This is a genomic window from Polyangiaceae bacterium (assembly GCA_020633205.1).
Taxonomy (GTDB): Bacteria; Myxococcota_A; Polyangia; order Polyangiales; family Polyangiaceae; genus JAHBVY01.
Map to the genome: position 1 here is coordinate 119,252 of JACKEB010000012.1, position 23,545 is coordinate 142,796.

A 23,545-nucleotide genomic window follows, 5' to 3' on the forward strand; every position below is an offset into this window, starting at 1 on the left:
CTGACTTTCAGACCTGGCGCCGCTTCGCCCAAGCTGCGAGGACGTCAGGTAGCTTCGTCAGCTGACTCGTGAAGCCTTGCAGCGCTCCCGCACTGATTTCGTCGGTGAGGTGGCGCTGCACGAGCACCAGCATGCGCACCTCGTCGCCTTCTTCGCTGAACTCGACGCTGACGTCGTTGGTATACGTCTCCACCCCGGGCAAGAAGTCGATGTCGTAGCGACAAGTGAGCCGCCGATGTCGCTCGACTTCCGTGAACACTCCGTGGGTGTAGTGCTTCACGTCCATGCCGCCAGCCTTCATCGCCGCGATCTCCTGCTCCCCGGCAGCAATCATGTCATAGCGAAGCTGCCCACCGACGCGCACGTCGATCTCAAAAACTTCCACGCGGAAACCCTGTGGCCCCCACCAGGCCTCGAAGCCTTCCTTCGTCGTCCAGAGGTCCCATAGGTCCTCGAGTGGGGCGCTGTAGGTGCGCTCGATGCGCAGGTACTTTTTCGGGTCGATACTGCTGGTCACGCGTTGCCTCCTTGTTTCTTGGCGCGTTGTTTGCGTTCCAGCGCATCCCCAAATCGATCGAGGCGTGCCTCCCACAACCTGCGATAGCTCGACACCCAGGAGTCCACTGCCTGGAATGGCTCAGGACGTAGGGAATAGAGCCGACGCTGGCCATCCGGACGCATCTGCACGAACCCCGCGTCGAGCAGGATGCGCAGGTGTCGAGAGACGCCGGATTGATGGATCGAGAGCTTCTCGACCACGTCGTTCACCTGCTGCTCACCGCTCAGCAAGGCTTCGATGATCTGACGTCGCGTTGGGTCGGCCAACGTCTGGAACACATCTGCATTCGCCATGATGTATATGCATACGGCCATATATGCGTGCCTGTAAATATAAATCGACCGAGGGCGTCAGCGGTCAGCGAGCCAGCTCGAGCAGCTGGTCGACGCTCCACTGGTCGTTGGCATGACTGCCGTAGTGACAGGCAACGACCTTTCCGCTCGAGGCGATCAAGAAGTCCGCGGGTAACCCCAGGGGGCTCGTGCCCGACGGCGTGCCGCTGGGCCCACCACTCAGCGTGCCTGCCATCGCCCCCCAGAGAGCTTTGGGGTGAAGCATGGCGCGGACGCTGCGCTCAACTCCGAAGCGTCGATAGAGCTCGAACCCCGGATCCGACAGTGCCACGAAGGGCAGCTCGGCCTGATACTTGAGCATCTCCTCTCGCGCGGAGTGGAAGACTACCACTTCCTGGATCCCCGAGGATTCAATGCGCTGGTGTTGTCGAGCGAAGCTCCGGAGGTGGAGATTGCACACTGGGCAGCCCGCGAAGCGACGAAACTGCAGGTGGGTGAGCAGACCGGGGTGGGGGAGCGATGTTTCGGATTGGTGAGTTTTCACGCCTGGCGCATGCTCGAAGCGGCTCTTGCGAGCTCGAGCTCTCCCAAGGCAGACTGCGGCGTCTCGAGCAAGAAATCGAGCGAGTGGGCGAGCCCAGTGTTCCAAACGACGTTCTCCTACGCCACTTGCCTGAGCTTGATATTGTATCCGCAAGGAAAAGGCTGGGCGGCCTGCACGCAGCCCAAGGCTTTGCACAGGAGCTGCTTAGAGAGGCGCCGAAAGCCCTGCGCCGCAGTATGGGGCGTTTGATCGTGATTCAGTGCGCACAGGAGTTTGAGCCCGACGCCTTGGACCTCGAGATTGGTTTGACGCTCGAGGGCGGCGAGTGGGACGGACATGCGCCGCATGTCGCTGGCGAGCGCCTCGAGCGTAGACGCCTTCCCGCGATCGAGTCTGCAGCGGTATGTGTGCGGGTCGGTCCCCCCGAAGAAGTGCACCAACAAAGCCAGGCGCTGGCACGCTGCATCGAGGAGGAAGGGCTGCAGATCGCAGGGCCGAACCGCGAGGTCTTCCTGCGGCCTCCGACGCCGGCCGCCCCTCCCATCATCGAGATGCAGTTTCCAGTGGTGCGTCTGAGCTAACGCCTAGCGTTGCAGCAGGGCTTCGAGCTGCTGGAAGGTCTCCCGCATACCCTCTTCCATTCCGGAACAGAGCGCGCCCTCCAGTGCCTCCTTTGACGGATACACTTCGGTCGAAGTCATCAGCGTCCGCCCCTGTTCCTCGCGGAACTCCACGGTGCAGACGGCAGCCGCGTCAGGAAAGGCTTCGAAGGTTTGGGTGTAAACCAGCCGCGAGGGGCGGTCGATCTCGCGGTACACGCCGGAGAAAGCGTACTCTTCTTCTGGGCTGCGAGTGATCACGTAGCGGTACTTCCCGCCCACCTGTACGTCGGCCTCGCACAGCGTGACCTTTACCCCGCGAGATGCGGGCGCCCACCACCGCTTCAGGTACTCAGGCTCAGTCCAGGCCTGGAAAACCAGCGCAGCGGGTGCGTTGAACCAGCGCATGATGCGGATTTCGGTGTCGGAGACGCGCTCCAAGAGTTGGGGATCATTTGCGCTTGCCATGTCGATTGTCTTTCTGGGTTGGGGTGGGTGAGGAGGCGCTCGACATTTCCGTGAGGAGAGTGTCGAGTTGGTCGAAACGTTCCTCCAAGAGCTCGCGGTAGCCGTCGAGCCAGGTTTGGAGTTCGCGGAGCGGATCCGGCCGCAGCCCGTAGAGCCGTTGCTGGGCGAGCGGCCGCACATCCACCAAACGTGCGGCCTTGAGCACGCGTAAGTGCTTCGAGACCTGGGGTTGGTTCAAGCCGAGGCTTTCCCCGATCGCGTTCACAGACTGCGGTCCCTCGCGCAGTAGCTCCACGATGCGAAAGCGATTCGGCTCAGCTAGCGCCGCGAACGTTTCGAGCATGATGTGTATATGCTCGAGAGGGCATATGCCTGTCAAGGCATATTTGCGCACGAGCCAAAGCCCGTCGCTGTTTCGCGGTCAGCTCTCAGCCGGTGTTGGCGAGTCGCTGGCGATGGGCGACGGGCGTTTGTCCCGTCCAGTTGTGGTAGGCGCGGAAGAACGAGTTGGGGTCTTCGAAGCCGAGCAGGAATGAGATTTCCGTACAGGAAAGATCCGTGCGTGCGAGGTAGTGCCTCGCTAGCGCCTCACGAGTCTCGCTGAGCAGCTTCTGGTAGGTGGTGCCTTCCTCGTTCAGCTTGCGCTGCAAGGTGCGCCGGCTGACCGCGAGCCGACGCGCCACGCGATCCATGCCGCTTTGACCGCTGGGCAATGCCTCGAGCAAGATGTCCCGCACCCGCTCACTTACCCCCGAAGAGCGATCCAGCTCCGCGAGGCGGCGACGAAGCTCCGGCTCGAAGCTCTGCCACATCAGCTCATTTGCCGTGAGGAACGGAAGCTTGACGTCGCTCGTCTGAAACTCGAGGGCGTACTCCGGGGCTTCGCTCACCCCCACGCCAAAAAACTCTCGATAGGCTGACTCTGGCTCGAGGCGCCTTGGGGCGGTGACCCTACGAGGAGTGAGGTGCTCTCGCGTACCGATGCGCGCGAGGCGAACCAAGAACGCCAGCTCAGCGCCTGCCCAAGACTCGGGCACGGTGTCCTCGTTGCGCAGCCACCGCACGACCAAGCGTAGCGCGTCGGGCGTTTCCGTGAGTTCGAGCTGCATCGGCGCGATCAAGCGCTTGTAGTTCGCGAGGCGCTCGACGGCGACTTGCAGGTTGGGACTACACAGCGCGGCGAACATCGCCGGCGAAAACGCTTCGGTCGTCAGCGTCTCCACCAGGCGTAGCGCAACCGCTGGGTCATCCACGCTCCGCTCGAGTGCTCGCCAGAAACGGAAATAATCCTGCGTGGAAATTCTCGATCCGCTGCGGCTCAACAGGTCCTCCGGGAGACCCGCCCGACGCATCACGTCTCGCGCGTTCACACCCAGATCTTTTAGTAGCGGCAGCCAGCTTGATTCGAAGGGGAAGTCTGAAGGTTGACTCATGGCTTCTCCGGGACCGCAGCCCCCGTTCTGTCACCTAGGTCCCAGGCGCTGGATCGCCACTAGCTGAATGCGCCACTTCGCGACTTCCTGGTTTTGAGCTTCAAGTATTGGGATCCATTCGGGAAATTCGAGAGAGCGAGCGCGAGCCTGGGAGTGGTAGCCGGGGGTGCTCGCTCCGGATCGCTACTCGCGGCTTTCCGGGGGGGAGAGGAACGCTGCTGCTGCCGATGTCTTCCTTTGGTGATCCCCGCTCGGCTTGGTAGCTTCGTCATGTCGCCAGCCCAATGGGCTGGCGACTTGCGTTTGTCGCGCTTCGCCCAACCGAAGCGCGGCGTCTGGCGCTTGCGAGGGACGTCGATGGCTTTCGACCCCTGGTTGGCGTCGCTCTTTTTTTGGCGTGAAGTCAGCTCGCCCCGGCGGAGCTGTGCGCGCTCAAGGAGCCGAGATGCGTCGACTAGAGCTGGTCACTGACTGCGCTCAGTGCCTGGGTGTGTGCTGTGTAGCCACGTCGTTCGAGCAAAGTGACGAGTTTGCGCACGCTAAGGCGCCGGGCGAGCGTTGTCGCTACCTCACATCCAATTCCCGATGCTCGATCCACTCCGAGCGGGAACGCCGGGGCTATTCGGGGTGCGTGCTCTACGACTGCAACGGCGCGGGACCCCGGGTCAGCGCGGCGCTTCCGCTGCCGGAGCAGGCAGGCGACCGCCATGCAGCGTTTCTGGTGGTGAGACAAATTCATGCGCTGATCGCGCTCGTCCGGCATGCGGCGGATCTCGTTTGCAAGTCGCACCCCCTACTCGCGGCGCGTCTGAGCACGCACGAAGCGTTGCTAGTTCGCTCGGTGAACGAAGCGATTCAGGCGCCGGGGTCGGTGGACGTGGAGTCGCTCAGCTCGAGCACGCACGCGCTGCTACGCGAAGTCGGTGGCAGCCTGGGCGACCGCGAGCTGGCGCGGCGCCAGCTTAGATTGCTGGAGCGCTAGCTCAACCCGGGGTTTCGACGAACTTCATGAGGTCGCGCTCGATGGAGCGCATGGTCTCGAGCAGCTCGTGCTTGAAATCGCCGCCCTTGGAGTTCAGGGCTCCGGCCAACGTCTCGAGCCGACGCTCGACATCGTCCCACGCTTGCATCGCGTCTTTGCTGCCAAGGTGGGCTTTGAGAGCGATGCGATCCCGGAGCTGTTGCAGGTTTTCATACTCGCGGCGCATGGTAGCCGAGAGCTGACGCTTGGTTTCTTGAGTGGTTTCCATGCCCCTGGGTGTGCATCGAGTGTGCCGACGCCCCGGGCCCGCCAAACCCAGGATTTGTCGCTAGTCCTGGGCGCAGTTCGCCGCCTCGGCGCGGCATCGCGCCTCGATCGGTGCTCCCTGACACCCCGAGTGAGCGGGTTGTGATTGCATCGCCCACTTCCGTTGTTGCCGTAGGGATCTATTCGAGCGAGGTCAGTGGAGGTACCTCGAATACTTCGTGTCGATCCCCTTGATGTGCGCCGTCAACCAGCTCTTCAGGAAGAACTTGATCTTGGACTCCGCCCCCGCCTCACCGCTCGATAGCTCTTGCTTCAGCTCGGTGACCTGTTTCACGAGTGCCTCGTGGATGAGTTTGTGACGCGGAAGGTCTGGGTAGTTGTTGCGCGCCATCATCGCCTCTTCGTCTTTGAAGTGATAGGCGGCGAACGAGACCACTTCGTCGAAGATGTTTGCGAGTTCAGCGCGCGAGGCTTTGCGGTCCATCGCGGCAGCGTAGCGGTTGATGATCTCGAAGAGCTTCTCGTGCTGATCATCCATCTGCACGCTGCCGACGGTGTAGGTCTGAGGTTCCCAGTTGACGAAGGCCATCGCGTTACTCCTTGCTCGATGTTCTGTGCTCGAGAACGGAGTCCGGCATCGCGTCCTTAAGAGATTTCCCGCGATCCGCAGGGGTTTCTGCCCCGTTTTCCTTCCGCGCAGGCTCTGCGCGAAACCGCTACACCCCGAATAGACGGCCCACAGCTGCGGTCAGAGCCATCGCGCCGGCTCCCCAGAAGGTGATGCGCAGCATCGGACGCAGCGGGGCAGCACCCCCGGCTCGCGCGGAAAGCCAGCCGAGCAGGCTTAGCAAGGGGATGCAGGCTCCGGCGACGCCCCACGCCACGTAACCCTGGGGAAACGCCAAGATCAGCAAAGTCGGCAAGACGGCGCCCGCGGAGAAGGCGGCCCCTGATGCCAGGGCCGCTTGAATCGGGCGCGCGCTGTGGGTCTCGGAGAAGCCCAGCTCGTCTCGCGCGTGGGCACCCAGGGCGTCGTGCTGCATCAGCTGCCGCGCGACTTGCAGCGCTAGCTCGGCGGCTAGGCCCCGCTCTACGTAGATCTTCGTGAGCTCCGCGAGCTCGTACTCTGGGTTCTTTTCGAGCGCTTCGCGTTCGAGATCCAGGTCGGCCTCTTCGGTATCCGCCTGGGAACTCACGGAAACATACTCCCCGGCTGCCATGCTCATCGCGCCGGCCACCAAGCCAGCAAGAGCGGCGAGAAGCACTGTACTCTTGCTCGCGTTCGCCGCGGCGATGCCCACGATCAGACTGGCCGTGGAGACGATGCCGTCGTTCGCGCCGAGCACGGCAGCGCGAAGCCAGCCAATGCGATGGGTTCGGTGGTGTTCGGGCTTTGCCAGGGAGGGACCTCGCCGTGTGCCTACGTCATGCAGCGGACCCGGTCAACGGCGGGCTGTGGTGGCGTTCCCAGACTCCCTTGGCGCTGTGCGCGTTTCGATATCGGCGGTAGTCTGCTGCTCGATGAGTGGGGGAGAGGCGTCGCACGAGGTCGTGATCATCGGGAGCGGCTTCTCGGGGATCGCCCTGGCCATTCGGCTCCGCCAAGCGGGCTTCGACGACTTCGTGTTGCTCGAACGCGACCGTGAGCTCGGTGGCACTTGGCGCGACAATCAGTACCCGGGTGCCGCGTGTGATGTGCCTGCGCACCTCTACTCGCTGTCGTTCGAAGCGAAGCCCGATTGGTCGCGCGCATTCGCCACCGCGCCGGAGATCCAGGATTATGTGCTGAGCGTCGTGGAGAAGCATGGGTTGCGTCAGCGGACCCTGTTCGGGACTCGCGTGGTCGGCCTCACCTACGACGAAACAGACGGTACCTGGTTGATCCGTACGGAAGGGGATGCCGGGGAAAGGAGCTTGCGCGCGAGGTTAGTCGTGGTCGCCTGCGGGGGCCTGAGCAACCCTCGGTTTCCGGACATTCCAGGGGCGGAGTCATTCGCTGGCAAGCTGTTTCACACCGCCCGCTGGGACCACGATTTCGATCTGAAAGGCAAGCGCGTGGCGGTGATCGGCACCGGTGCGAGCGCGATCCAAGTGGTTCCTGCGATCGCTGACCAGGTGGGTGAGCTCTGCGTCTTCCAAAGGACGCCGCCCTGGGTGTTCCCGCGCAACGACCGCGAGTTCTCAGAGGCACAGAAGCGCTACTTCACCGAGCACCCCCGTGCGCGCCGCTGGATGCGCAACACGATCTTCGCCGTAACCGAGCTGATGAGCCTTGGCATGGTGTGGCGAACGCCTCTGCGGCGGGTCCTCGAGCGGGTGTGTCATGAGCATCGAGCGCGCCAGGTTCCTGACCTCTTGTTGCGCGAGAAGCTGACACCGAACTATCCCCTCGGCTGCAAGCGCATGCTGCTGAGCGATGACTACTACCCCGCGCTTTGCAAATCCCATGTGTCCGTGGTCACCGAGCCGATTGTTCGTGTATCTCCACGCGGAATCATCACGCGGGATGTTCGCGGTCGCGACCTCGAGCGCGAGTTCGATGTCCTGATCGCGGCGACCGGCTTTGATGTGCCTGTGGACACACCCGCTTTTCCGGTGCTGGGAGCAGCGGGACGTTCGCTGCACACGGAATGGGCGCAAGGCGCCGAGGCTTATTTCGGCGTCTCCATCGCGGGCTTTCCCAACCTAGCGATGCTGATGGGGCCCAACACGGGTCCCGGTCACACCTCGGTATTGGTCTACACGGAGGCTGAGATCGAGCGCGTGCTCGCAATGCTTCGACATATGCGCGCGGAAACCCTGAAGAGCATGGACGTGCGTCCGGAGGTCCAGGCGCGCTTCAACCGCGGGGTGCAGGCACGCATGCGGTTCACCAACTGGACGGCTGGCTGCAACAGCTGGTACCTGACAAAGCACGGCAAGAACACCTCACTCTGGCCGGGCTTCGCTTCCGAATATGTACTCCGCGCGCGGCGATTCTCTGCGTCGGACTTTAACTGCGAGCGCTGAATGGGCTTTCTCTCACCCGAACCGCCTCCCTACGACCCGCTCGCGTGGGTCAAGGAGCCCCTGCCAACTCGTGGCCGAATGGTTTGCGAAGCTTGGGCGCTGCAAGGCTACGGCTCGCCGCCTGCGGTGTACCTCGTATACGCCTTGAAGGTTGCGCTCTACATCTTGGGTTGGGCGCTCTTCTGCACCCTGTCGCCTTCGCTGGGCGGGCTCTCGGAAGTCGGGCGTTGGTGGCTCGCGCCGCTGGCCTTTCAAAAGGCCATCATCTGGAGCCTACTGTTCGAAGGGCTGGGGCTTGGCTGCGGGAGTGGACCGCTCACAGGTCGCTACTTTCCGCCCCTCGGCGGCGTGCTGCACTTCTTGCGGCCTGGGACGACGAAGCTCCCGTTATTCCCCGCGGTACCAGTGCTGGGCGGAGCGCGCCGCACCCTACTCGACGTTGCGCTCTACGCGGGGCTGATCGTCGCAGCCGTGCGCGCGCTCATCGCGCCGGAGCTGACCGCGTCTCACATCTGGCCCTTGGTGGTGCTCATGCCGCTCCTGGGCGTTTGCGATCGCACCATCTTCCTGGCGCTGCGCTCGGAGCACTACTGGACGACGCTGCTCTGCTTTCTGTTCGCGCCCAACTGGATCGCAGGGGCGAAATCCGTCCAGCTAGCGCTGTGGTTCTGGGCAGGTGTGTCCAAGCTGAATCATCATTTCCCCACGGTTGTTTGCGTGATGAACAGCAACAGCCCGTTCACGCGCATCCCGGCGTTTCGCAAGTTGATGTACCGGAGCTATCCCGACGACCTCCGGCCGTCGCGCCTCGCGACCTACATGGGCCATGCGGGTACCGCGCTCGAGCTCGGGGTACCCGCAGTGTTGTTGCTTGCCCCCCAAGGCCCTTACTTGGTCCTCGGGATTGTCCTGATGTTGATGCTGCACAGCTTCATCACGAGCAACGTCCCGATGGGAGTGCCCATCGAGTGGAACTTCATGGTCGTGTACGGCGGCTTCGCGCTCTTCTGGGCGCACCCTGATGTACACGTCTGGGACCTCGGCTCGGTTCCCTTGGCCGTAGTGCTTGCGCTGCTCTTGATCGGCGTGCCGCTACTCGGCAACCTGTCACCCAAGGCGATCTCGTTCCTGCTGGCCATGCGTTACTACGCAGGCAACTGGGCCTACAGCGTCTGGCTGTTTCGCGGGGAGAGCTATCGCAAGCTGGACAAACTAACCAAAGTTGCCCCGTGGATTTACGACCAGCTGGATCGCTTCTACGACCGCGGCACCTCGGTTGGGTTGGTGGGTAAGGTGATGGCCTTTCGTCTGATGCACTTGCATGGTCGAGCGCTGCCGAAGTTGATCCCGAAGGCGGTACCCGACCTCGCTGAGTATGAGTATCTCGACGGTGAGCTCGTCGCCGGGATGGCACTTGGTTGGAATTTTGGGGATGGCCACCTGCACAACGAGGTGCTGGTCGACGCGCTCCAGCGTCAGTGCGGCTTCGAGCCAGGAGAGCTGCGCTGCATCTTCGTCGAGTCGCAGCCGCTCGGAAGAGGGAGCCTTGAATATCGCATCTGCGATGCCGCGAGCGGAGAGCTGGAGCGTGGTGAGCTGAGCGTCTCCGAGCTGCGAGGAATGCAGCCTTGGGGTGGTGATGGCGTGCCGTCCGAGTAGCGCGTCCCGGCTAGCCTTCCTTGCAGCGCGCTGCGTAGGCCGTCGGTGTGAAGCCGATCTGCGCCTTGAAGTCGCGAATGAAGTGCGCCTGGTCGTGGTAACCAAGCTCCAGCGCCAACCGTGGCCAGTCGACAGTTTCCCCACTGGAAATGCGCTCTGCGGCTTCTTGAGCTCGAGCGCGACACAGGACCCACTTCGGGCTCACACCAACCAGGCGCTCGAACGAGCGCTGTAGCGATCTGAGGGAGCAACCAGCGAGCGCCGCGAGCTGCTCAGCGCGCTTGAGCTCCCGATCGCTCTGAGCGCGTTCAATCAGGCTATTTAGCTCACGTACCTGGTCGCGTTCAGCAGCTGGGTAAGCTCGGCAGCGGCCGCACAAGTACTCCTCGAGCAGCTCGCGAGCTCTGGTGAGCCGTTCGTCGCTGAGCCCCGGGTTCGCAAAGTTCTCGCAGCGCTCGTTCAAATCTCGCGTGAGCGCCGCACCAGGTGCTCCCCAGGTTTCTGCGACGCTGGCTTGAGCACCCAGCCACTCCGTCATCGGTCGGTTGCTGAAGGCCGCGAAGCCAGCGGGCTCGAAGCGGACTCCGAGGACGCAGCCTCGGCCTGTTAGATTCGCAACGAAGCGCTCGCCGCTAGGGCCTACCACGCGCGCCTGGGCGGACTGGAAGCTGACGTTTACTCGAGGAAACGGGAGGATCTCTTGGTCGTGGTGCTGGTTACCCAAGTCCCAGCGCACCACCCACACGCGCGACACGAAATCTCGCAGGGTAGGGGCCGTATCGAAGCGCTGCAGATCGAAGCGCCGCAGCCCGAGTGCCGGATTGAGGATCCCGCGCGTCCCGCTCGAGCCGGTCGGTGCATCTGCGGGGGGCCTCGCCATGCCTCTCGCCTTAGCGTGGTTTGCGGCGGGTTGCATCGGTTCCCAAACGACGCATGCTGCCGCGATGCTGCTTGCCCTCGACGTCCAGTACGACACCCCGCGTGTTGGCGCCGCCGCCGTTGGGTTGGTCGGATTCGATGCCTGGGACTCCTCCGCGGCGCGCTTCGCTCGGCGACTGCTCTCCGACGCGCGTCCCGGCGACTATCAGGCGGGTGCGTTCTACAAGCGCGAACTGCCGTATTTGCTCGAGGCGGTGCGAGCCCTTCCAGTGGCTCCCAGTGTGGTACTCGTCGATGGTCATGTGTGGCTGGACGCTGAGCCGAGCGGGCAGCCACGGCCAGGCCTCGGCGCCCATTTGCACCAAGCTCTAGAGGGCCGCGTCCCTGTTGTCGGGATCGCGAAGAACGCCTTCGCGCGCGCTTGCTGTGCCGTGTCAGTTGTGCGCGGGACCAGCGCGAAGCCGTTGTTTGTCACTTCCGCCGGGTACGAGCTCGATCGTGCCGCCGACGGCGTGCGTCAGATGCACGGTGCACACCGCATCCCAACCCTCATCAAGCTGGCGGACCAACTGGCGCGAGGACACGCTAGAACTCGAGAAACCCAAGGCGCACTCGCAGACCGAAATCCAACCAGTTGATCCCCGGCCGCGCCGAGAGCTCCCGCGAACCCGTGAACACGCGCTCCTCTTCGCTTCCGAGGGGCAAGAGAAACCCCGGGCGAAACCAAAGTTCCACCCCCCGGTACCTAAGGCCGAACGGTACAGTGAAGGTGAGGCTACTGCGTGCGCTCGAGCTCGTGTCGAAGTTGGCGAGCAGCGCAGCACCAAACGGGAGCGCGAAATCGCCTCCGAGCGGATATTCGAGTAGCGCGGCCTGGGAGACTTCGAGCAAGCCGTGACCCGTGTGGTGCACGAAGCCCACGCCCAGCTCGCTCACGGTGCGCAGCGCGAAAGGGGGCAGGAGCGATCCCCAGCGTCCGTCTACGCCCAGTGCCACCCGCGTGTTCCAAAGCTCCCGATCCTCACTCAGACTTTCTGTGGGGAAAGATACCTTTAGTCGCTCCGGGGTGTATCCGAACTCGACGCCGACCGTCGGCGCCCAGACCACGCGCTGATCCTGCAGGCGTTCCTTGGTTTGGGGGGGAGTTGCGCCTGCAGGTACCGCCAGCGTACTCATGGCGCAGCTCAGGAGTAGAGTCGCGTTGAATCGCAAGACAGCGTTCATCGCAGCACCCAGGTGAGCGGCCTGCGGGGGCTCTTGAGCGCGCGGTCCCACGGTACACCGATGCGAAACAGCATCTGTGCCGTCGACTGGGACTGCTGGTTCAGCACCGCCAGGCGGTTTCCAAAGTCGTTCGGTAGTCCGAGACTTTGCTCACGATCTTGACGCTCTGCCATTTGGTTGAGCGGCTGCAGCGCGAGGTTCTGCGAAGCCGCCCAGAGTGCGATGCGCTGGTAGGCGCGCCCCACCAGGAGCTGCTCATCCCGCGAGTCTCGATTGGTCGTGCTCAGGATGCCGTACCCAAATCCGGTCGTCTGATCGCCGCGGGTGCTGTCCAGCCAGTATTCCCCGGCGGTGCGTGCGCTTGGCTTGCCGGTGCTCTTGCCCAAGAAACGCTTGAGGGCACCAAGTCCCGAGGCGTCCAGCGTTAGACCATCGCGATGCGTCTGGATCTCGTCCTTGGTCTGGCGCCACCAGGCATGGCCGGCGTCCAGCATGCTCGTGTCGTCGATTATCGCCGATGTGGCAGCGATGGTTCCCGCACGGAAATCTTTGGCGCGCGCCCCGCTGAGGAAGCGCAGCTCGACTTGGGGGTCCTCGAGCTGGGCCCTCAGCGCAGCTTCGAGCTCGCCGGGGGCTGCGCCGTCCACGTACGCGCCGCGATTGGTGTGGCGCCGAGGAATCGCGCGGTAAAGGGCGCTTGGAGTCGCCGCCGCAGGGACCAACTCGACGTCGGCCACCCACTCAGGAGTTGTGGCGTCCGGTAGGCGCGAGATCCGAGCCTCGAAGCCATTCGCTGCCGCCGCCAGCGCCAAGTTTTCCAGCGCGCAGCCGAGCCCTATGTGCCGCTCGCGAGCGAGGGAGTCCATGGCGCCGAGGCCGCGTTCCGGATCCACGAAGAGCTGGATGCGGTTCGCTTGGTAGCTGAAGTACCAGGGCTGCGTGTTGTGAGGGCTCGAGGCCAGCAGCGCAGCGTGGATGAGTCGCTCTTCGGTGCTCTCGCCGGCTCCCGGGAAGCGCCAGGGAGCATAAGCGTCGCCAGACTCCGCTGGGTACGCCGTACAGGAGACAGCGGATTGGCCGATCAAGGCGCCGAGACCGCTGAGCCCCAGCGCATGAAACGCGCGTCGGGAGAGCTTGGGAGAGAGCGAAGTGGGCATGCGTTGGAGATAACTCATGCTCCTCAGGTGGTTAATTGGCTGCGCTCGGCTATCATTTATCCGAAATGAGCATGAATGAACTGGCCGCGCTGCGACTGTTCTGCCGCGTGGTGGAGCGAGGCAGCTTCTCCGCAGTGGGGCGGGAACTTGGCTTGTCGCAGCCGAGCGTGAGTCGGCGGATCGCCGACCTGGAAGCGCACCTCGGAGTTCAGCTGCTGACTCGCACGACTCGAAAGGTCGCACCCACCGCCGCGGGGCGCGGCTACTACGACCGCGTGAGGGGTGCGCTAAGGACCCTTAGCGAGGCGAGAACCGAGCTGAGCAGTGGCGTCGGTGAGGTCGCCGGCAGTGTCAGAGTCGCCGCGCCTGCCGCGTTCGGTCGCCAGTTCGTACTGCCGGTCCTGGTGGATCTGATGGGCAAGCACGCAGGCTTGCAGGTTCAGCTACTACTCAGTGACTCCAGCGTGGATCTGATCGGAGAGGCCATTGATATTGCCGTACGGATAGCGACGGTCGCGCCCCAGAGCTTCAGGCAGCGTCGAATTGGCAACGCTCGCCAAGTCGTGGTCGCCTCCAGCGAGTACCTGCGGTCCTCTGCGGCGGGTCTGCGTCCGGAGCATGCGGGGGAGCATTGCTGGGTCTTGGCGCACACGACCCTCGCCGCAATCGAGCAGCTTCGGGGCACGCCGGACTTCGCTGCGATTCCAACCATTCGCCCCCGGTTTCTGTGTGATGATATTGAGGCCGTATCGAGTGCCGTGCGTGCCCACATCGGTGTCAGTGTTTTGCCGCTGTGGATGGTGAGCGACGACCTGCGAAACGGCACGCTGATCCAGCTCATGCCCGAGCTCCCGCTACCCGCCGCGCCGGTGGTTGCACTGTACGCGCCAACGCCGGTTGTTCCGTCTCGTATCCGTACGGTTCTTGATGGACTCGCGCTGCAAGTCGCCGCCGACCCTGCGACCTGCTGAAGTGTCCGCGGCGAACCCCGGACTGCCCTCCCGTGTAGAGCTTCTAAGGCTATGGGCAAACTCGGCCGTATCGTGATCTCGAGGGCGATCTAGGCGGGCCTTTTAGCGAAAAATCGCTGAAGATCATGATAGTCAGTCAAGCAGCGGGGGGCGGCCGCTGGCGTCGTGGCGTCTCGCCGCGCCGCAAGGCATCAGTCGCGGTTCACTGAGATGGCGGGTGAGGGGCAGGCAGCGGAAGGCCCGAAGGGGCTCGAGACCAAGGCGGAGTCGAAGCCGCCGGAGTACTTGATCTTGGACTCCCTCGGCTTTGGCGTGCTGGTGCTCGACGTGGAGCGGCGGGTGCTCGCCGTGAATCAGCACGCTGAGCATTTGCTCGAGGTCTCCGAGAGCGAGCTCCTGGGGAAAAACCTCGCGGAAACGTGGGAGCTGGTGCTCCCCGGTGGCAAACCCCTCAGCTTCGGGGCGCGGCCCAGCGATCACGTGGAGGCGAGCGGCTTCGCGATCCGGGACCAACTCATTGGGTTTCGTGCTCACGACAAGCCGCTCCGCTGGACGCTGTTGAGCCTCTCGCTGATCGCGCCTGAGGTTTCCAAACACGCGCGCTTTTTGGTCCACTTTCAGCTCCTGAGCGATGAACCCCAGCAACAGAACCTCCTCGCCCGGCTGGACGCGCTCGTGCAGCAGCGCTCGCGCCAGCTCCGGGATCATGAGACGCGTCTGCACGCCGCTCAGCAGCTGACTGAACGCGTGCAGGCCGAACTCAAAACCAGCGAAGAACTCTACCAGTCGGTGGTCCAGGCCATGGCCGAGGGCGTGGCGATTCATGACGCGACCGGAAGAATCCGCAAGGCAAATGACGCTGCCGCGCGCATTCTTGGGCTCAGCCACGCGCAATTGGAGGGACTCAGCCCGTTGGATCCCCGCTGGCGGCTCGTTGATGGTGAAGGCAGGGACCTGCCAACTCACGCCATTCCAGCGGTGATCACTGCGATCACCGGGGAGAGCTGCAGACGGCGGTTGCTCGGCCTGATTCGCGGCGACGGAGCGCGCGCCTGGCTCGAGGTCAGCTCAGAGCCGCTGGGCGAGCCCGCAAGGGACGGTGAGGGTGTCGGGCGCTATCCAGTGGTGGTGACCTTCATCGATGTCACGCTGGAGCGCGAGGCGACGCGCGCGTTGGAGGAGAGCCGTGCGCGCTTTGCAAGCGTGTTGGAAGCGGTGCCAGGCATCGTCTTTCGCTATCTGCGTAAGCCAACCTCCGGCCGCTTCGAGTTCATCACCGGAACGGTGAAGCCGCTTACGGGATTGGAACCGGAGCAGATCCGAGCGGATGGGGCCGGGTTTTTCGCTCGAGTGCACCCCGCGGACCTCGGAGTAGCGCAGGAAGTCTTTGCAACTGGTCGCGAAATGAGCACCGTCGTTGATGTGCCCATGCGTATCCGTGGGGAAGAGGACGCCTGGCGCTGGGTGCGTATCCGCGCTGTGCCGGAGAAGCTCTCCAAGGGCACGTTGTGGACCGGGGTGATGCTAGATATCACCGAAGAGAGAAAGCTCGCCGACCAGGTGCGCTCTTCGCAACGGCGAGAGGCGATTGCCACCGTGGTCGCAGGCGTTGCGCACAACTTCAACAACGCCCTGGCGGCCATGATACCGAACCTCGAGCACGCCCTCGAGTCGAGCTCAGGTCAGCAGCGAATCGAACTCGATGAGACTCTACGCACCGCGCAGCTGGCCGGCGGCCTCGTCCGCCAGCTCATGGTCGTCGCGCGTCAGCAGTCGAGCGCCGAGGCGGTCGTGACCGACTTCGGGAACGTGGTGCGCGACGTCGCTCGTTTGTGCAAGGGGCTATTTCAGGGGCGCATCCGCATCGAGGCCGACGTCTGTGAGCGGCGGGTTCCAATCGCCATGGATCCCTCTCAGCTCCACCAGATGGTGCTCAATCTCTGCATCAACGCTCGGGACGCGATGCGTGACGTGGATGCGGGCAGACTTTCGATATCCCTGTCGGAAGCGAATCATGGTGAGAGTGTTGGTTATTGCCTCACGGTAGCAGACAACGGCTGCGGCATGGATGAAGAGACCCAGCGCAAGCTCGGTGAGCCGTTCTTCACCACCAAGGCACCGGGACAAGGCACTGGGCTGGGCCTGGCCACGATCTACGCGATGGTTCGGGATCTGTCGGGTACCGTGGAGTGCACGTCGTCCCCGGGGGTGGGTACTCAGTTTCGGATTTGGCTGCCCAAGAGCGAGCTGCGCATCGTGGGCCACTCGAATGCCAAGGTCCCTGAACAGCCCCAGGGCAAGCGCGTGTTGTTGGTCGATGACGAGCCCCTCGTGCGTCGCGCTTTGGCCCGCGGGCTGCGCTCGCGAGGCTGGCTCGTCGAAGAGGCCAGCGATGGGATGGACGCCTTGGCGTTCATCGAGGCTAGCCAGGATCGCTTTGATGTTGCGGTCCTCGATTTATCGATGCCAGGTCTCTCCGGGGAGCGTGTGCTCGACGAAATCAAGCGTTGCTATCCAGCGCTGCCAGTCGTGGTGCTGAGTGGCTTCGTGAGCGCGCCCGAGAACCTGGCTGGCGCCTTCTCCGTCTTGGAAAAGCCAATCGGCACCCCGCAGCTCAGCGCGGAGTTGGCTCGCGCCTTGTCGGGTCGACAGTCCTCCGGGCCTCCGCCTGGGGCATAGCTAGGCGTCGAGGGCACCCAGAGCGGACTCGAGGGCGTCCCAAACCGCACGGATACGAGGGACGCGGCGCAGCGCTCGAGGTGTCGTCAGCCACAACGCTAGCTCAGGCCCAGCTAGCCCCAGATCGAGCTCGACCAAATTCGGGTCGAGCAATCTAGTCGTTCGGGTGAGCAGCGCCGCTCCGAGGCCGCAGCGAACCGCCTCCTGCTGCGCAACGTAGGTGTTCGTGATTAGCGCCGGCTCGCTCCCGATGTGGCGATCGTACCAGGCGCGTTCGGGGGTCGGTACACCGGGAATGTCGCATACGATCCAAGGCATGCGTGAGAACGGGATCTGCGCGACTTCCCGTGTGGCGAGTACGGCGGTTGGCAGTCGTGCGACCCGCTTGCTCACCAGATCTCCGCTCTTGGGGCGAAAGAACCTCGCAGCGATTTCTGCCTCGCGATGGCCAAGGTTGCTCGCTAGATCGCTCGAGATGAGCTCCAGGGTGAGTCTCGGGTGCGTGCGTCTCAGAGGTGCGACCAAGTTTGGGATCACCACGTGGACGGCGAGACTCTCCGTCAGGGCAACTCGGACGCGACCGCTTACTTCGGTTTCGTGCCCCAACGCTTCATCGGTGAAGGCCAGGACACTGGCCTCAACTGTTTCCGCGTGGCGAATCAAACGCTCCCCTAGGGGTGTCAGCTCGCGCTTGCCGGGTCCCCCTGGATGGGGGGCAAAGAGCTCGGAGCCCAGTTGAGCTTCAAGAGCCGCGATGCGTCGGCTGACGGTGGATTGCTCGATGCCGAGAGCCGCCGCGGCACGGGTGAAACTGCCCGAGCGCGCGACGCTCAGCAGGAGCTGAATGTCGTCCCAGCGGTCCAGTAGCCTGGTGGCAGCGCGCTCCGTTCGGGGTCGCTGGGGTGCTCGGCGATTCATGCATGAATGCATGCATCATGTGCAATCTCCCGTCTACCCATGGCGAGCTGCATGAATCAGATGTTGGGCGTGGCCCCGACCGTGGTCCACGCAAGGAGGTTGAAATGCAGAGCGCGCTCGTGGTGCTAGGGCACCCCAATCCTGGATCCTTCAGTCACGCGTTGGGAAACGCCTACGCCGGCGGACTCCGGCGGTCCGGCGTGGAAGTACGCACGCTGGAGCTCTCCGAGCTGAAGTTCGACCCGATCTTGCGATCGGGGTTTGGGGGTGAGCAGGCCCTGGAGTCAGACTTGCTCGATGCGCGAGACGCCCTCGAAGCGGCGCGCCTCGTGGGGTGGTTTTTCCCCACCTGGTGGGCGGGACCGCCAGCCCTGGTGAGCGGATTCATCGAGCGCACGTTCCTGCCAGGCTGGGCGTTCCGTTACCGCGCGGGAGCGAGCTTGCCGACGCCGCTCCTGAAAGGCCGGTATGCGCGAGTCGTGACCTCGATGGACAGTCCGAGCTGGTGGTACCGGTTTTGGCACCGGCGCGCGTTGCACGCCTCCTTCGTGAACGCGACTTTGCGGTTCTGTGGCTTTGCGGTGCGGAGCACGACGCTGTTCAAGTTGCGGGAGTGGTCCGACGAGAGGCGGCGTCAGGCCCTTGCCGAGCTCGAGGTGCTCGGCTTTCGGGATGGGACCCGACTGAGTAGGCGGACGCAGCGCTCTCTCCCCCCCAAACCCAGGAAGCTTCCTGCTGTCTTGCCCCCAATTGCGCGCTAGGCTGAGGCGATGGCGATTTTCGGCGGGGGGAGCGGAGCGGCGAGTGAACCGCTGGAGTGTCCCCACTGTCACGAGGTGCAGCTCAGAGCCCGCGAGGCGCATCGGCTGAAGCTGGTTTGCCGAGCATGCAAGCGCACTTTCTCGCTGATTGAGGGACGAGAGCGCTACGCGAAGAGCCAAGCGCTGAAGCGTCGTCGCTGAACTGGGCGTTGACCTCGCCCCGAGTTCGGTGCAACTCGGCCTGCAGTGAACAGCGAAGAGCAGGCCAAAGAGCCCAACGCCTACGAGGCACCTCAAAGCGAAGAGGCGCCCAGCAAGGCTTCCGGAACCGAGGATGTCGCGAGGCAAAGCGGGCGAGGAGGCCTCGCGATTGTCTTTGCCAAGCTGTGGTTCCTGGTGATGGGCCTGGTGCAGAACATCGTTCTGCCGCGGGTGCTTGGCGCTGGCGGATTCGGAGACTTTCGCAACGCGCAATCGGTTGCGAGCATCTTTTACAATCCGATCGTCACGAGCTCGATTCAGGGCGGCAGCCGCGCCGTGGCGCAGTCAGAGGACGCAGCGACACCCCAGGTGGTGCGTCGCGTCCTAAGTATCCATGCGGCAATGGCCCTGTTCTTTGCGGCGGTCTTCTTCTTCGCCGCGCCGTTCATCGCCAATCTGTTGAAGGCGCCCCAGATCACCCCGCTCTTGCGTACCCTGGCCGGCGTGATCTTCTGCTACGCGCTGTACAGCCCGCTCGTAGGCGTGCTGAACGGCCAACGTCGCTTCGGCCGACAGGCGTTGCTCGACATCGTGATGGCCGCGCTGCGCACCATTGGCCTCATCGTCGGCGCTAAGCTCGTGGCAGATGAAGCGCTGCGAGCCGAGGGCGCACTGAGCGGCTTCGTGGTGAGCTCGGTGATCATCCTCGGGCTCTCGCTGTTCATGGTTGGCGTCGGTCGGGCGGGCAAAGGCGGCGTTTCCGCGAAGTCTCACCTGGCCTTCATGCTTCCGGTGTGGCTAGGACAGATCGCGCTGAACTTCCTGCTGCAAGCTGACGTCAACTTGCTGCGGCGCTTCGCTGGGACCGCAGCAGAACATGCGGGGCTTGGGGTGGAGGCGGCGAGCCCGTTGGTGGGCGCCTATGCGGCGACGCAGCTCTACTGCTTTTTGCCCTATCAGCTGCTCCTCAGCATCACCTTCGTCTTGTTCCCCATGCTCGCGACCGCGTATCGAGATGGCGACCGTGAAGCGATGGCGCGCTATGTGCGCACGGGGGTGCGCTTGGCCGTGGTGTTGGCCGGAGCGATGGTCTCGGTGACCAGCGGCCTGTCGGAAGGGCTACTCAAGCTGTTGTTCCAGAAGGAGTACTGGGTCGCGACCCACGCAATGGAAGTGCTGACCCTCGGCTTTGGCGTGTTCGCGATCTTCGGCATCTTTAGCGCGGTCCTCAATAGCTTGAAGCACGAGCTTGCGAGCATGCTGGTCACTGTTGCCGCGGTGATCTTCGTCGCTGTCTTGTGCTTCGTGCGAGTGCCTGGAACGGAGTTCGGTGAGGACCTGTTGTGGAAGACCGCCACGAGCACTTCCGCGGGGATTCTGCTCGCGACGCTGCTCGCGGGTGTCCTGGTCAAGCGCGCTGCGGGAGGCGTGGTGAACCCCATCAGCGTGGTGCGCGTCGCGGTAGCGATGGGAGTTGCGATCGTTGTGGGTCGACACCTGCCGTACGCGGGCAAGCTCATGACACTGGTCTACGCGGTGGTGGTCGTCGTGATCTACGCGTTGGTGTTGCTGGTGACTCGCGAGCTCGGCTCTGCGGACCTACAGAACATCAAGGCGGTGATTTCGCGGCGCAAGACGCCGTAATCCGACAGCGGCTCAGTGTCCTGTCGCCGCAGATTCGCCTCACTAGTAGCCGGGGTAGCCAAAGCCTGCGACCAGCGCGCGATGCGGAGTGAGTTCGGGTTGGTCGCCGGCTAGCTCGGTTTGGCGGTAGCCAGTGGCGAGGCTCAGTACCTCGATGCTGCGGGCTGCCGCGTCGTGGACGAAGCGGGCCCGCCAAGGACCGAAGGCGATCGTGGAGGTCACACCATCCGTGCGGATACGCCGGTAGGGGCGCGGCGTGGGCCCCGTCTCGAGTAGGGTCAAGAGCTTGGCCTCCAGTGTCTCCCCGGATTGCTTCAAGCACTCGAGCTGCTCTACGGCACGCGAGCTGAAAGTTACGCGCCAGTCTGGCTGCGGCTGAGCGGGACCTCGTGGGTCTGACGATCGCTTCGGGGTCGCTTGGCCGGCGACCGGCAGCCACCCGCTGTTCGCTTCGGGGATGCAGTCTGTGTAGGGGACGTAGGGCTTGAGATCCAAGATTGGAGTGCCGTCGACGAGGTCGAGGCCGCCGACGTGGAGCTGCAATCCCTCGACGGCGCGAAGCTCCACCGCCGACAGCCCGATGGCGTTTGGACGGTGCGGCGATCGAGTTGCGAACACACCGCGCCGCTGTTCACTGCGTGGCGGCAACACCTTGGGTCGCCAGTTCTCCACTTGGTGGAACTGAAATAGCACCCACAGGTGGCTCCAGGTCTCGAGATCCTCGAGTGCGTGCTCGAAGCCCGACTCGGGGAACAGCTCGATGGTCCCAGGAGCGCTCAGGTTCGCCTGGCGGGGGACTTCCGCCTTCGTGAGGTAGCTCGTCCTGGCGAGACCGATCGGCTTGATGGGGATCACTAGTTGAGTGTCGCCCCTCGCAGCAACTTCCGCTCGAGATTCAGGATCGCGTCAGGGTCGAAGCGACCGAACGGGGACACGATGGTCCAGTCTGTGAGCTTGTCGAGCGAGTGCAGTCCTCGCTGTCCGAGCTGCAGCGCCACGGCGAAGGGTTGGTTGGTGAGGGTCGCGTCGATCTCCCCTCCGACCAAGCCGTGAACCTGGAACCACAGGTGTTCCTTGCCACCATCGGGTTGGTCGTCAACCGGGTAGCCGAGCTTCACCAAGAATGCCCAGCCAGGATCGGCCGCGTGAGCGCCAAGCAAGTTTAGAAAGCGCGGTAGGCGCTCCGACGCGAGCAACATCATGCGTTGAGTTTCCGCGTGGGAAACATATAGCAGTGGATTGTCACGCAGCGTCGGCAGATGACGTAAGACGGACTCGTAGCCTTCTTGGGTCGGTGCGACCAAGATGGCGCGCAGCCCGGTGTGAGCGTCATCCTCCCGATCCCCGGACCCGCCGACTGATGCGCCTGGAAAGCGCTCCAGGCCGTCTTCCCACGCGAGCCAAGCGAGATCGAGGTCGCGACCGATCTCGAAGCGCTCCCCCGGCGCCGGCGCGCCTTGATTCAAGAAAAGCGCCGCGACCCGCCCCAAGAGCTCGGCACCCAGGTTGGAGTCCGCCTGAGGTACGCCCAGGAGGTCGAGCTCGGGGTAGCCCGTTCTGAGCATCCCGTGGGTGTGGAGCCAGACGTCTTCTTCCGCTTCTCCAGTTACCGCGTGGATTGAGTAGAGCGTGTTGGGGGCCGGGGGCACTTCGCTCTCCGCCAGGTCCCGCAACCAGCTCGCAGGCCTTGGGGCGAAGGCGTCGGCGTCGAGCACCAGGGCGGGGTTCGGCACCAACGCCTGGAGCAAACGCAGCTGCTCGTGAAACGAGGCAAGCGGGTCTTCTCCAAACGTCACGCTGAGCCCGAGCTGCCAGCGCGACCGCTGCACGTGTTCAAAGTCCGGACCCTCGATCCGCTGTTCTAGGTCCGAGTAGCTTCCCTCTTCGACGGGCTCGAGCCAAATCCGTAGCCAGCCTCCAAGCGCCGACCGGGTGGGCTCTTGCTCGGGGTCGAAGAGGAACTCGACAGCCCAACCTTGTTCTGGCGGCTCCTCAGGTTCGCGCACTTCGTCGATGCCGATCCCCAGCTCATCAAGTGCGTCTTGCACGTCGTCGGCGCTGGGCGGTGCTTGGTCCGGGTGGACCAGCGCGATCAGAGTAGACTCAGAGGGTTCCCGTTCACCCGCCAGGAAGCTCTCCGGGAAAGGCAACATGACTAGCCGGCGAAGCCGCGTAGCTTCGACTCTTGGCGACGATAGAGCTCGATCGCGCTGGTCAAAACGCGCTTGGCAGCGTCCGAACCTTCCAGGTTTTCAACCACCACGTTCTTTAGCTCCAGGGCCTTGTAGTCCTGGAAAAACCGCCTGAGTTCACTACCGGTGTGTCGAGGAAGTTCCTCCACCGAGAAATAGTCTGCGAACGCGGGATCGTGGACGTGCACGGCGATGATCTTGTCGTCCTCTTTGCCTTCATCCGCCATGCGCATGAGGCCCACGGGACGGGCGACGAGCATGGCGAGGGGCACGACAGGCTCCGAGCTGAGGACCAGCACGTCGAGCGGGTCACCGTCATCGCAGTAGGTACGCGGGATGAAGCCGTAGTTGGCAGGGTAGATGACGGAGCTATGGAGCACGCGATCAACGCGCAACAAACCGGAAGACTTGTCTAGCTCGTACTTGACCTTGGAGCCCTTGGGGATCTCGATGACCGCATAGAAGTCCATGCAGTCGGGGTCGGGGTGTGTAGGGAGGTCGTGCCAGGGATGAACCACGGCGCGCTCTCTAACTCGCGCCTGGCCTTGGTGCAAACCACCCTCAGATTTTGCTCGGGGTCTGCGCTCTCACCAGGCCCCTGGACGCTCACCAGCGCCTCTAGTTTGTCGACTTATGCAGGGAGGACACTAGAGTCCCTCCCATGCTGATTGACGAGATCAAGTCCCGCTTCAAGGAAGCGATGAAGGCGCGACGTGAGGTCGAGCGCGAGATCCTGCGAGTGGCTATCGGCGACATCACGACCCGAGACGCGACGAGCGACGACGACGTGCAAGCAGTGCTGAAGAAGCTCCTCAAGTCCAATGAGGAGACACTAGGGCACAATGTAAGCGACGAAGAACGGACGAAGCTCCAGCAGGAGAACGAGATCCTGCGCGGCTTCCTACCCAAGACACTGGACGAAGCGCAGATCGTCGCCGCGCTGGCGCCAGTGGCGGAGCAAATCCGTGCGGCAAGCAACGACGGACAGGCCACGGGCGTTGCCATGAAGCAGCTGAAGTCTGCTGGCGCGGAGGTCGATGGCAAGACCGTCTCTGCCGCCGTCCGCAAGATGCGCGCGTAGGCGCCCGAGCCACAAAAACGAAACG

Annotated in this window: 27 protein-coding genes; 11 read left to right on the plus strand and 16 right to left on the minus strand. The window is 63.7% G+C overall.

Translation table 11 applies throughout. From position 1 onward, the window contains the following. Positions 1-7: 7 nt before the first annotated feature. The 3 genes from H6718_12550 to H6718_12560 form a co-directional block, all read right to left on the minus strand. Positions 8-505, minus strand: a complete 498-nt coding sequence (locus H6718_12550) for an SRPBCC domain-containing protein (protein ID MCB9586224.1) — start codon at positions 503-505, stop codon at positions 8-10. A gap of 8 nt (positions 506-513) precedes the next feature. Then, entirely contained in the window at positions 514-852 is a 339-nt protein-coding gene (locus H6718_12555; GenBank protein MCB9586225.1) for a winged helix-turn-helix transcriptional regulator, read from the minus strand. A gap of 64 nt (positions 853-916) precedes the next feature. Continuing rightward, complete coding sequence (locus H6718_12560) at positions 917-1,396, minus strand: AhpC/TSA family protein (GenBank protein ID MCB9586226.1); 480 nt, start codon at positions 1,394-1,396, stop codon at positions 917-919. 236 nt (positions 1,397-1,632) lie between these two features. On the opposite strand from H6718_12560, the gene H6718_12565 reads away from it, so the two are divergent. Beyond that, the gene (locus tag H6718_12565) at positions 1,633-1,977 is read left to right on the plus strand and encodes a GyrI-like domain-containing protein (GenBank protein MCB9586227.1); all 345 of its coding nucleotides are present in this window, start codon (positions 1,633-1,635) and stop codon (positions 1,975-1,977) included. 3 nt (positions 1,978-1,980) lie between these two features. Here the strand turns inward: H6718_12565 and H6718_12570 are convergent, their stop codons facing one another. From H6718_12570 to H6718_12580, 3 genes are all read right to left on the minus strand, one after another. Further along, positions 1,981-2,463: an SRPBCC family protein gene (locus H6718_12570; protein ID MCB9586228.1), complete on the minus strand. Its 483-nt coding sequence runs from the start codon at positions 2,461-2,463 to the stop codon at positions 1,981-1,983. Beyond that, complete coding sequence (locus tag H6718_12575) at positions 2,447-2,806, minus strand: winged helix-turn-helix transcriptional regulator (protein ID MCB9586229.1); 360 nt, start codon at positions 2,804-2,806, stop codon at positions 2,447-2,449. The genes H6718_12570 and H6718_12575 overlap by 17 nt, the downstream gene beginning before the upstream one ends. A gap of 85 nt (positions 2,807-2,891) precedes the next feature. Next, the gene (locus tag H6718_12580) at positions 2,892-3,896 is read right to left on the minus strand and encodes an AraC family transcriptional regulator (protein ID MCB9586230.1); all 1,005 of its coding nucleotides are present in this window, start codon (positions 3,894-3,896) and stop codon (positions 2,892-2,894) included. Positions 3,897-4,341: 445 nt separating this feature from the next. On the opposite strand from H6718_12580, the gene H6718_12585 reads away from it, so the two are divergent. Continuing rightward, positions 4,342-4,878 (plus strand): hypothetical protein, encoded by a 537-nt coding sequence (locus H6718_12585; GenBank protein ID MCB9586231.1) that lies wholly within the window; start codon positions 4,342-4,344, stop codon positions 4,876-4,878. A 1-nt stretch (position 4,879) separates the two neighbouring features. Here H6718_12585 and H6718_12590 read toward each other — a convergent pair whose 3' ends face one another. From H6718_12590 to H6718_12600, 3 genes are all read right to left on the minus strand, one after another. Then, positions 4,880-5,146, minus strand: coding sequence for a hypothetical protein (locus H6718_12590; GenBank protein ID MCB9586232.1), 267 nt, complete (start codon positions 5,144-5,146; stop codon positions 4,880-4,882). A gap of 192 nt (positions 5,147-5,338) precedes the next feature. Then, complete coding sequence (locus H6718_12595; protein MCB9586233.1) at positions 5,339-5,734, minus strand: hemerythrin family protein; 396 nt, start codon at positions 5,732-5,734, stop codon at positions 5,339-5,341. A gap of 127 nt (positions 5,735-5,861) precedes the next feature. Further along, complete coding sequence (locus H6718_12600; protein MCB9586234.1) at positions 5,862-6,545, minus strand: VIT family protein; 684 nt, start codon at positions 6,543-6,545, stop codon at positions 5,862-5,864. Between the two features lie 121 nt (positions 6,546-6,666). Here H6718_12600 and H6718_12605 point away from each other — a divergent pair, with 121 nt between their 5' ends. Beyond that, positions 6,667-8,154 carry an NAD(P)/FAD-dependent oxidoreductase gene (locus H6718_12605; protein MCB9586235.1) on the plus strand — a complete coding sequence of 496 codons (1,488 nt, stop codon included), beginning with the start codon at positions 6,667-6,669 and terminating at the stop codon, positions 8,152-8,154. Continuing rightward, positions 8,155-9,813 carry a DUF3556 domain-containing protein gene (locus H6718_12610; protein ID MCB9586236.1) on the plus strand — a complete coding sequence of 553 codons (1,659 nt, stop codon included), beginning with the start codon at positions 8,155-8,157 and terminating at the stop codon, positions 9,811-9,813. It abuts the gene before it with no gap. A 10-nt stretch (positions 9,814-9,823) separates the two neighbouring features. Here the strand turns inward: H6718_12610 and H6718_12615 are convergent, their stop codons facing one another. Then, positions 9,824-10,693 (minus strand): AraC family transcriptional regulator, encoded by an 870-nt coding sequence (locus tag H6718_12615; GenBank protein ID MCB9586237.1) that lies wholly within the window; start codon positions 10,691-10,693, stop codon positions 9,824-9,826. On the opposite strand from H6718_12615, the gene H6718_12620 reads away from it, so the two are divergent. After that, positions 10,692-11,330 carry an endonuclease V gene (locus H6718_12620; GenBank protein ID MCB9586238.1) on the plus strand — a complete coding sequence of 213 codons (639 nt, stop codon included), beginning with the start codon at positions 10,692-10,694 and terminating at the stop codon, positions 11,328-11,330. The two genes, H6718_12615 and H6718_12620, sit on opposite strands and share 2 nt — an antisense overlap. On the opposite strand, the gene H6718_12625 is transcribed toward H6718_12620, so the two are convergent. Continuing rightward, positions 11,278-11,916, minus strand: coding sequence for a hypothetical protein (locus H6718_12625; protein MCB9586239.1), 639 nt, complete (start codon positions 11,914-11,916; stop codon positions 11,278-11,280). The genes H6718_12620 and H6718_12625 overlap by 53 nt on opposite strands. After that, positions 11,913-13,091 (minus strand): hypothetical protein, encoded by a 1,179-nt coding sequence (locus tag H6718_12630; protein MCB9586240.1) that lies wholly within the window; start codon positions 13,089-13,091, stop codon positions 11,913-11,915. Before H6718_12630 ends, H6718_12625 begins: the two co-directional genes overlap by 4 nt. Before the next feature lie 53 nt (positions 13,092-13,144). Here H6718_12630 and H6718_12635 point away from each other — a divergent pair, with 53 nt between their 5' ends. Together H6718_12635 and H6718_12640 are read left to right on the plus strand one after the other, a co-directional pair. Further along, positions 13,145-14,044 (plus strand): LysR family transcriptional regulator, encoded by a 900-nt coding sequence (locus H6718_12635; GenBank protein MCB9586241.1) that lies wholly within the window; start codon positions 13,145-13,147, stop codon positions 14,042-14,044. Positions 14,045-14,254: 210 nt separating this feature from the next. Continuing rightward, the gene (locus H6718_12640; GenBank protein MCB9586242.1) at positions 14,255-16,723 is read left to right on the plus strand and encodes a PAS domain S-box protein; all 2,469 of its coding nucleotides are present in this window, start codon (positions 14,255-14,257) and stop codon (positions 16,721-16,723) included. Here H6718_12640 and H6718_12645 read toward each other — a convergent pair whose 3' ends face one another. After that, on the minus strand, positions 16,724-17,641 hold the full coding sequence (locus H6718_12645) for a LysR family transcriptional regulator (GenBank protein ID MCB9586243.1): 918 nt from the start codon (positions 17,639-17,641) through the stop codon (positions 16,724-16,726). Between the two features lie 104 nt (positions 17,642-17,745). On the opposite strand from H6718_12645, the gene H6718_12650 reads away from it, so the two are divergent. The 3 genes from H6718_12650 to H6718_12660 are packed head-to-tail and all read left to right on the plus strand — an operon-like array spanning position 17,746 to position 20,247. Continuing rightward, entirely contained in the window at positions 17,746-18,402 is a 657-nt protein-coding gene (locus H6718_12650) for an NAD(P)H-dependent oxidoreductase (protein ID MCB9586244.1), read from the plus strand. A gap of 9 nt (positions 18,403-18,411) precedes the next feature. After that, a complete protein-coding gene (locus tag H6718_12655; GenBank protein MCB9586245.1) occupies positions 18,412-18,603 on the plus strand; it encodes a hypothetical protein in 192 nt (63 codons plus the stop codon). Between the two features lie 45 nt (positions 18,604-18,648). Continuing rightward, positions 18,649-20,247 (plus strand): oligosaccharide flippase family protein, encoded by a 1,599-nt coding sequence (locus H6718_12660; protein MCB9586246.1) that lies wholly within the window; start codon positions 18,649-18,651, stop codon positions 20,245-20,247. A gap of 42 nt (positions 20,248-20,289) precedes the next feature. On the opposite strand, the gene tsaA is transcribed toward H6718_12660, so the two are convergent. The 3 genes from tsaA to H6718_12675 are packed head-to-tail and all read right to left on the minus strand — an operon-like array spanning position 20,290 to position 22,909. Then, positions 20,290-21,102: a tRNA (N6-threonylcarbamoyladenosine(37)-N6)-methyltransferase TrmO gene (tsaA, locus tag H6718_12665; protein MCB9586247.1), complete on the minus strand. Its 813-nt coding sequence runs from the start codon at positions 21,100-21,102 to the stop codon at positions 20,290-20,292. Continuing rightward, entirely contained in the window at positions 21,102-22,400 is a 1,299-nt protein-coding gene (locus tag H6718_12670; GenBank protein ID MCB9586248.1) for a DUF4026 domain-containing protein, read from the minus strand. Before H6718_12670 ends, tsaA begins: the two co-directional genes overlap by 1 nt. Before the next feature lie 2 nt (positions 22,401-22,402). Beyond that, positions 22,403-22,909, minus strand: a complete 507-nt coding sequence (locus H6718_12675) for an inorganic diphosphatase (protein ID MCB9586249.1) — start codon at positions 22,907-22,909, stop codon at positions 22,403-22,405. A gap of 191 nt (positions 22,910-23,100) precedes the next feature. Between H6718_12675 and H6718_12680 the strand changes: the two genes are divergently transcribed. Further along, entirely contained in the window at positions 23,101-23,520 is a 420-nt protein-coding gene (locus tag H6718_12680; GenBank protein MCB9586250.1) for a GatB/YqeY domain-containing protein, read from the plus strand. The last annotated feature ends 25 nt before the right edge of the window (positions 23,521-23,545 follow it).

What these genes read in the sequence shown, in the direction of transcription:
- H6718_12610 (MCB9586236.1), top strand. Translation starts at nt 8,155, where the DNA reads ATGGGCTTTCTCTCACCCGAACCGCCTCCCTACGACCCGCTCGCGTGG.
- H6718_12555 (MCB9586225.1), bottom strand. Translation starts at nt 852, where the DNA reads ATGGCGAATGCAGATGTGTTCCAGACGTTGGCCGACCCAACGCGACGT.
- H6718_12675 (MCB9586249.1), bottom strand. Translation starts at nt 22,909, where the DNA reads ATGGACTTCTATGCGGTCATCGAGATCCCCAAGGGCTCCAAGGTCAAG.
- H6718_12595 (MCB9586233.1), bottom strand. Translation starts at nt 5,734, where the DNA reads ATGGCCTTCGTCAACTGGGAACCTCAGACCTACACCGTCGGCAGCGTG.
- H6718_12645 (MCB9586243.1), bottom strand. Translation starts at nt 17,641, where the DNA reads ATGAATCGCCGAGCACCCCAGCGACCCCGAACGGAGCGCGCTGCCACC.
- H6718_12680 (MCB9586250.1), top strand. Translation starts at nt 23,101, where the DNA reads ATGCTGATTGACGAGATCAAGTCCCGCTTCAAGGAAGCGATGAAGGCG.
- H6718_12585 (MCB9586231.1), top strand. Translation starts at nt 4,342, where the DNA reads ATGCGTCGACTAGAGCTGGTCACTGACTGCGCTCAGTGCCTGGGTGTG.
- H6718_12640 (MCB9586242.1), top strand. Translation starts at nt 14,255, where the DNA reads ATGGCGGGTGAGGGGCAGGCAGCGGAAGGCCCGAAGGGGCTCGAGACC.
- H6718_12635 (MCB9586241.1), top strand. Translation starts at nt 13,145, where the DNA reads ATGAATGAACTGGCCGCGCTGCGACTGTTCTGCCGCGTGGTGGAGCGA.
- H6718_12570 (MCB9586228.1), bottom strand. Translation starts at nt 2,463, where the DNA reads ATGGCAAGCGCAAATGATCCCCAACTCTTGGAGCGCGTCTCCGACACC.
- H6718_12650 (MCB9586244.1), top strand. Translation starts at nt 17,746, where the DNA reads ATGCAGAGCGCGCTCGTGGTGCTAGGGCACCCCAATCCTGGATCCTTC.
- H6718_12630 (MCB9586240.1), bottom strand. Translation starts at nt 13,091, where the DNA reads ATGAGTTATCTCCAACGCATGCCCACTTCGCTCTCTCCCAAGCTCTCC.
- H6718_12625 (MCB9586239.1), bottom strand. Translation starts at nt 11,916, where the DNA reads ATGAACGCTGTCTTGCGATTCAACGCGACTCTACTCCTGAGCTGCGCC.
- H6718_12575 (MCB9586229.1), bottom strand. Translation starts at nt 2,806, where the DNA reads ATGCTCGAAACGTTCGCGGCGCTAGCTGAGCCGAATCGCTTTCGCATC.
- H6718_12590 (MCB9586232.1), bottom strand. Translation starts at nt 5,146, where the DNA reads ATGGAAACCACTCAAGAAACCAAGCGTCAGCTCTCGGCTACCATGCGC.
- H6718_12655 (MCB9586245.1), top strand. Translation starts at nt 18,412, where the DNA reads ATGGCGATTTTCGGCGGGGGGAGCGGAGCGGCGAGTGAACCGCTGGAG.
- H6718_12670 (MCB9586248.1), bottom strand. Translation starts at nt 22,400, where the DNA reads ATGTTGCCTTTCCCGGAGAGCTTCCTGGCGGGTGAACGGGAACCCTCT.
- H6718_12605 (MCB9586235.1), top strand. Translation starts at nt 6,667, where the DNA reads ATGAGTGGGGGAGAGGCGTCGCACGAGGTCGTGATCATCGGGAGCGGC.
- H6718_12565 (MCB9586227.1), top strand. Translation starts at nt 1,633, where the DNA reads ATGGGGCGTTTGATCGTGATTCAGTGCGCACAGGAGTTTGAGCCCGAC.
- H6718_12615 (MCB9586237.1), bottom strand. Translation starts at nt 10,693, where the DNA reads ATGGCGAGGCCCCCCGCAGATGCACCGACCGGCTCGAGCGGGACGCGC.
- H6718_12580 (MCB9586230.1), bottom strand. Translation starts at nt 3,896, where the DNA reads ATGAGTCAACCTTCAGACTTCCCCTTCGAATCAAGCTGGCTGCCGCTA.
- H6718_12620 (MCB9586238.1), top strand. Translation starts at nt 10,692, where the DNA reads ATGCCTCTCGCCTTAGCGTGGTTTGCGGCGGGTTGCATCGGTTCCCAA.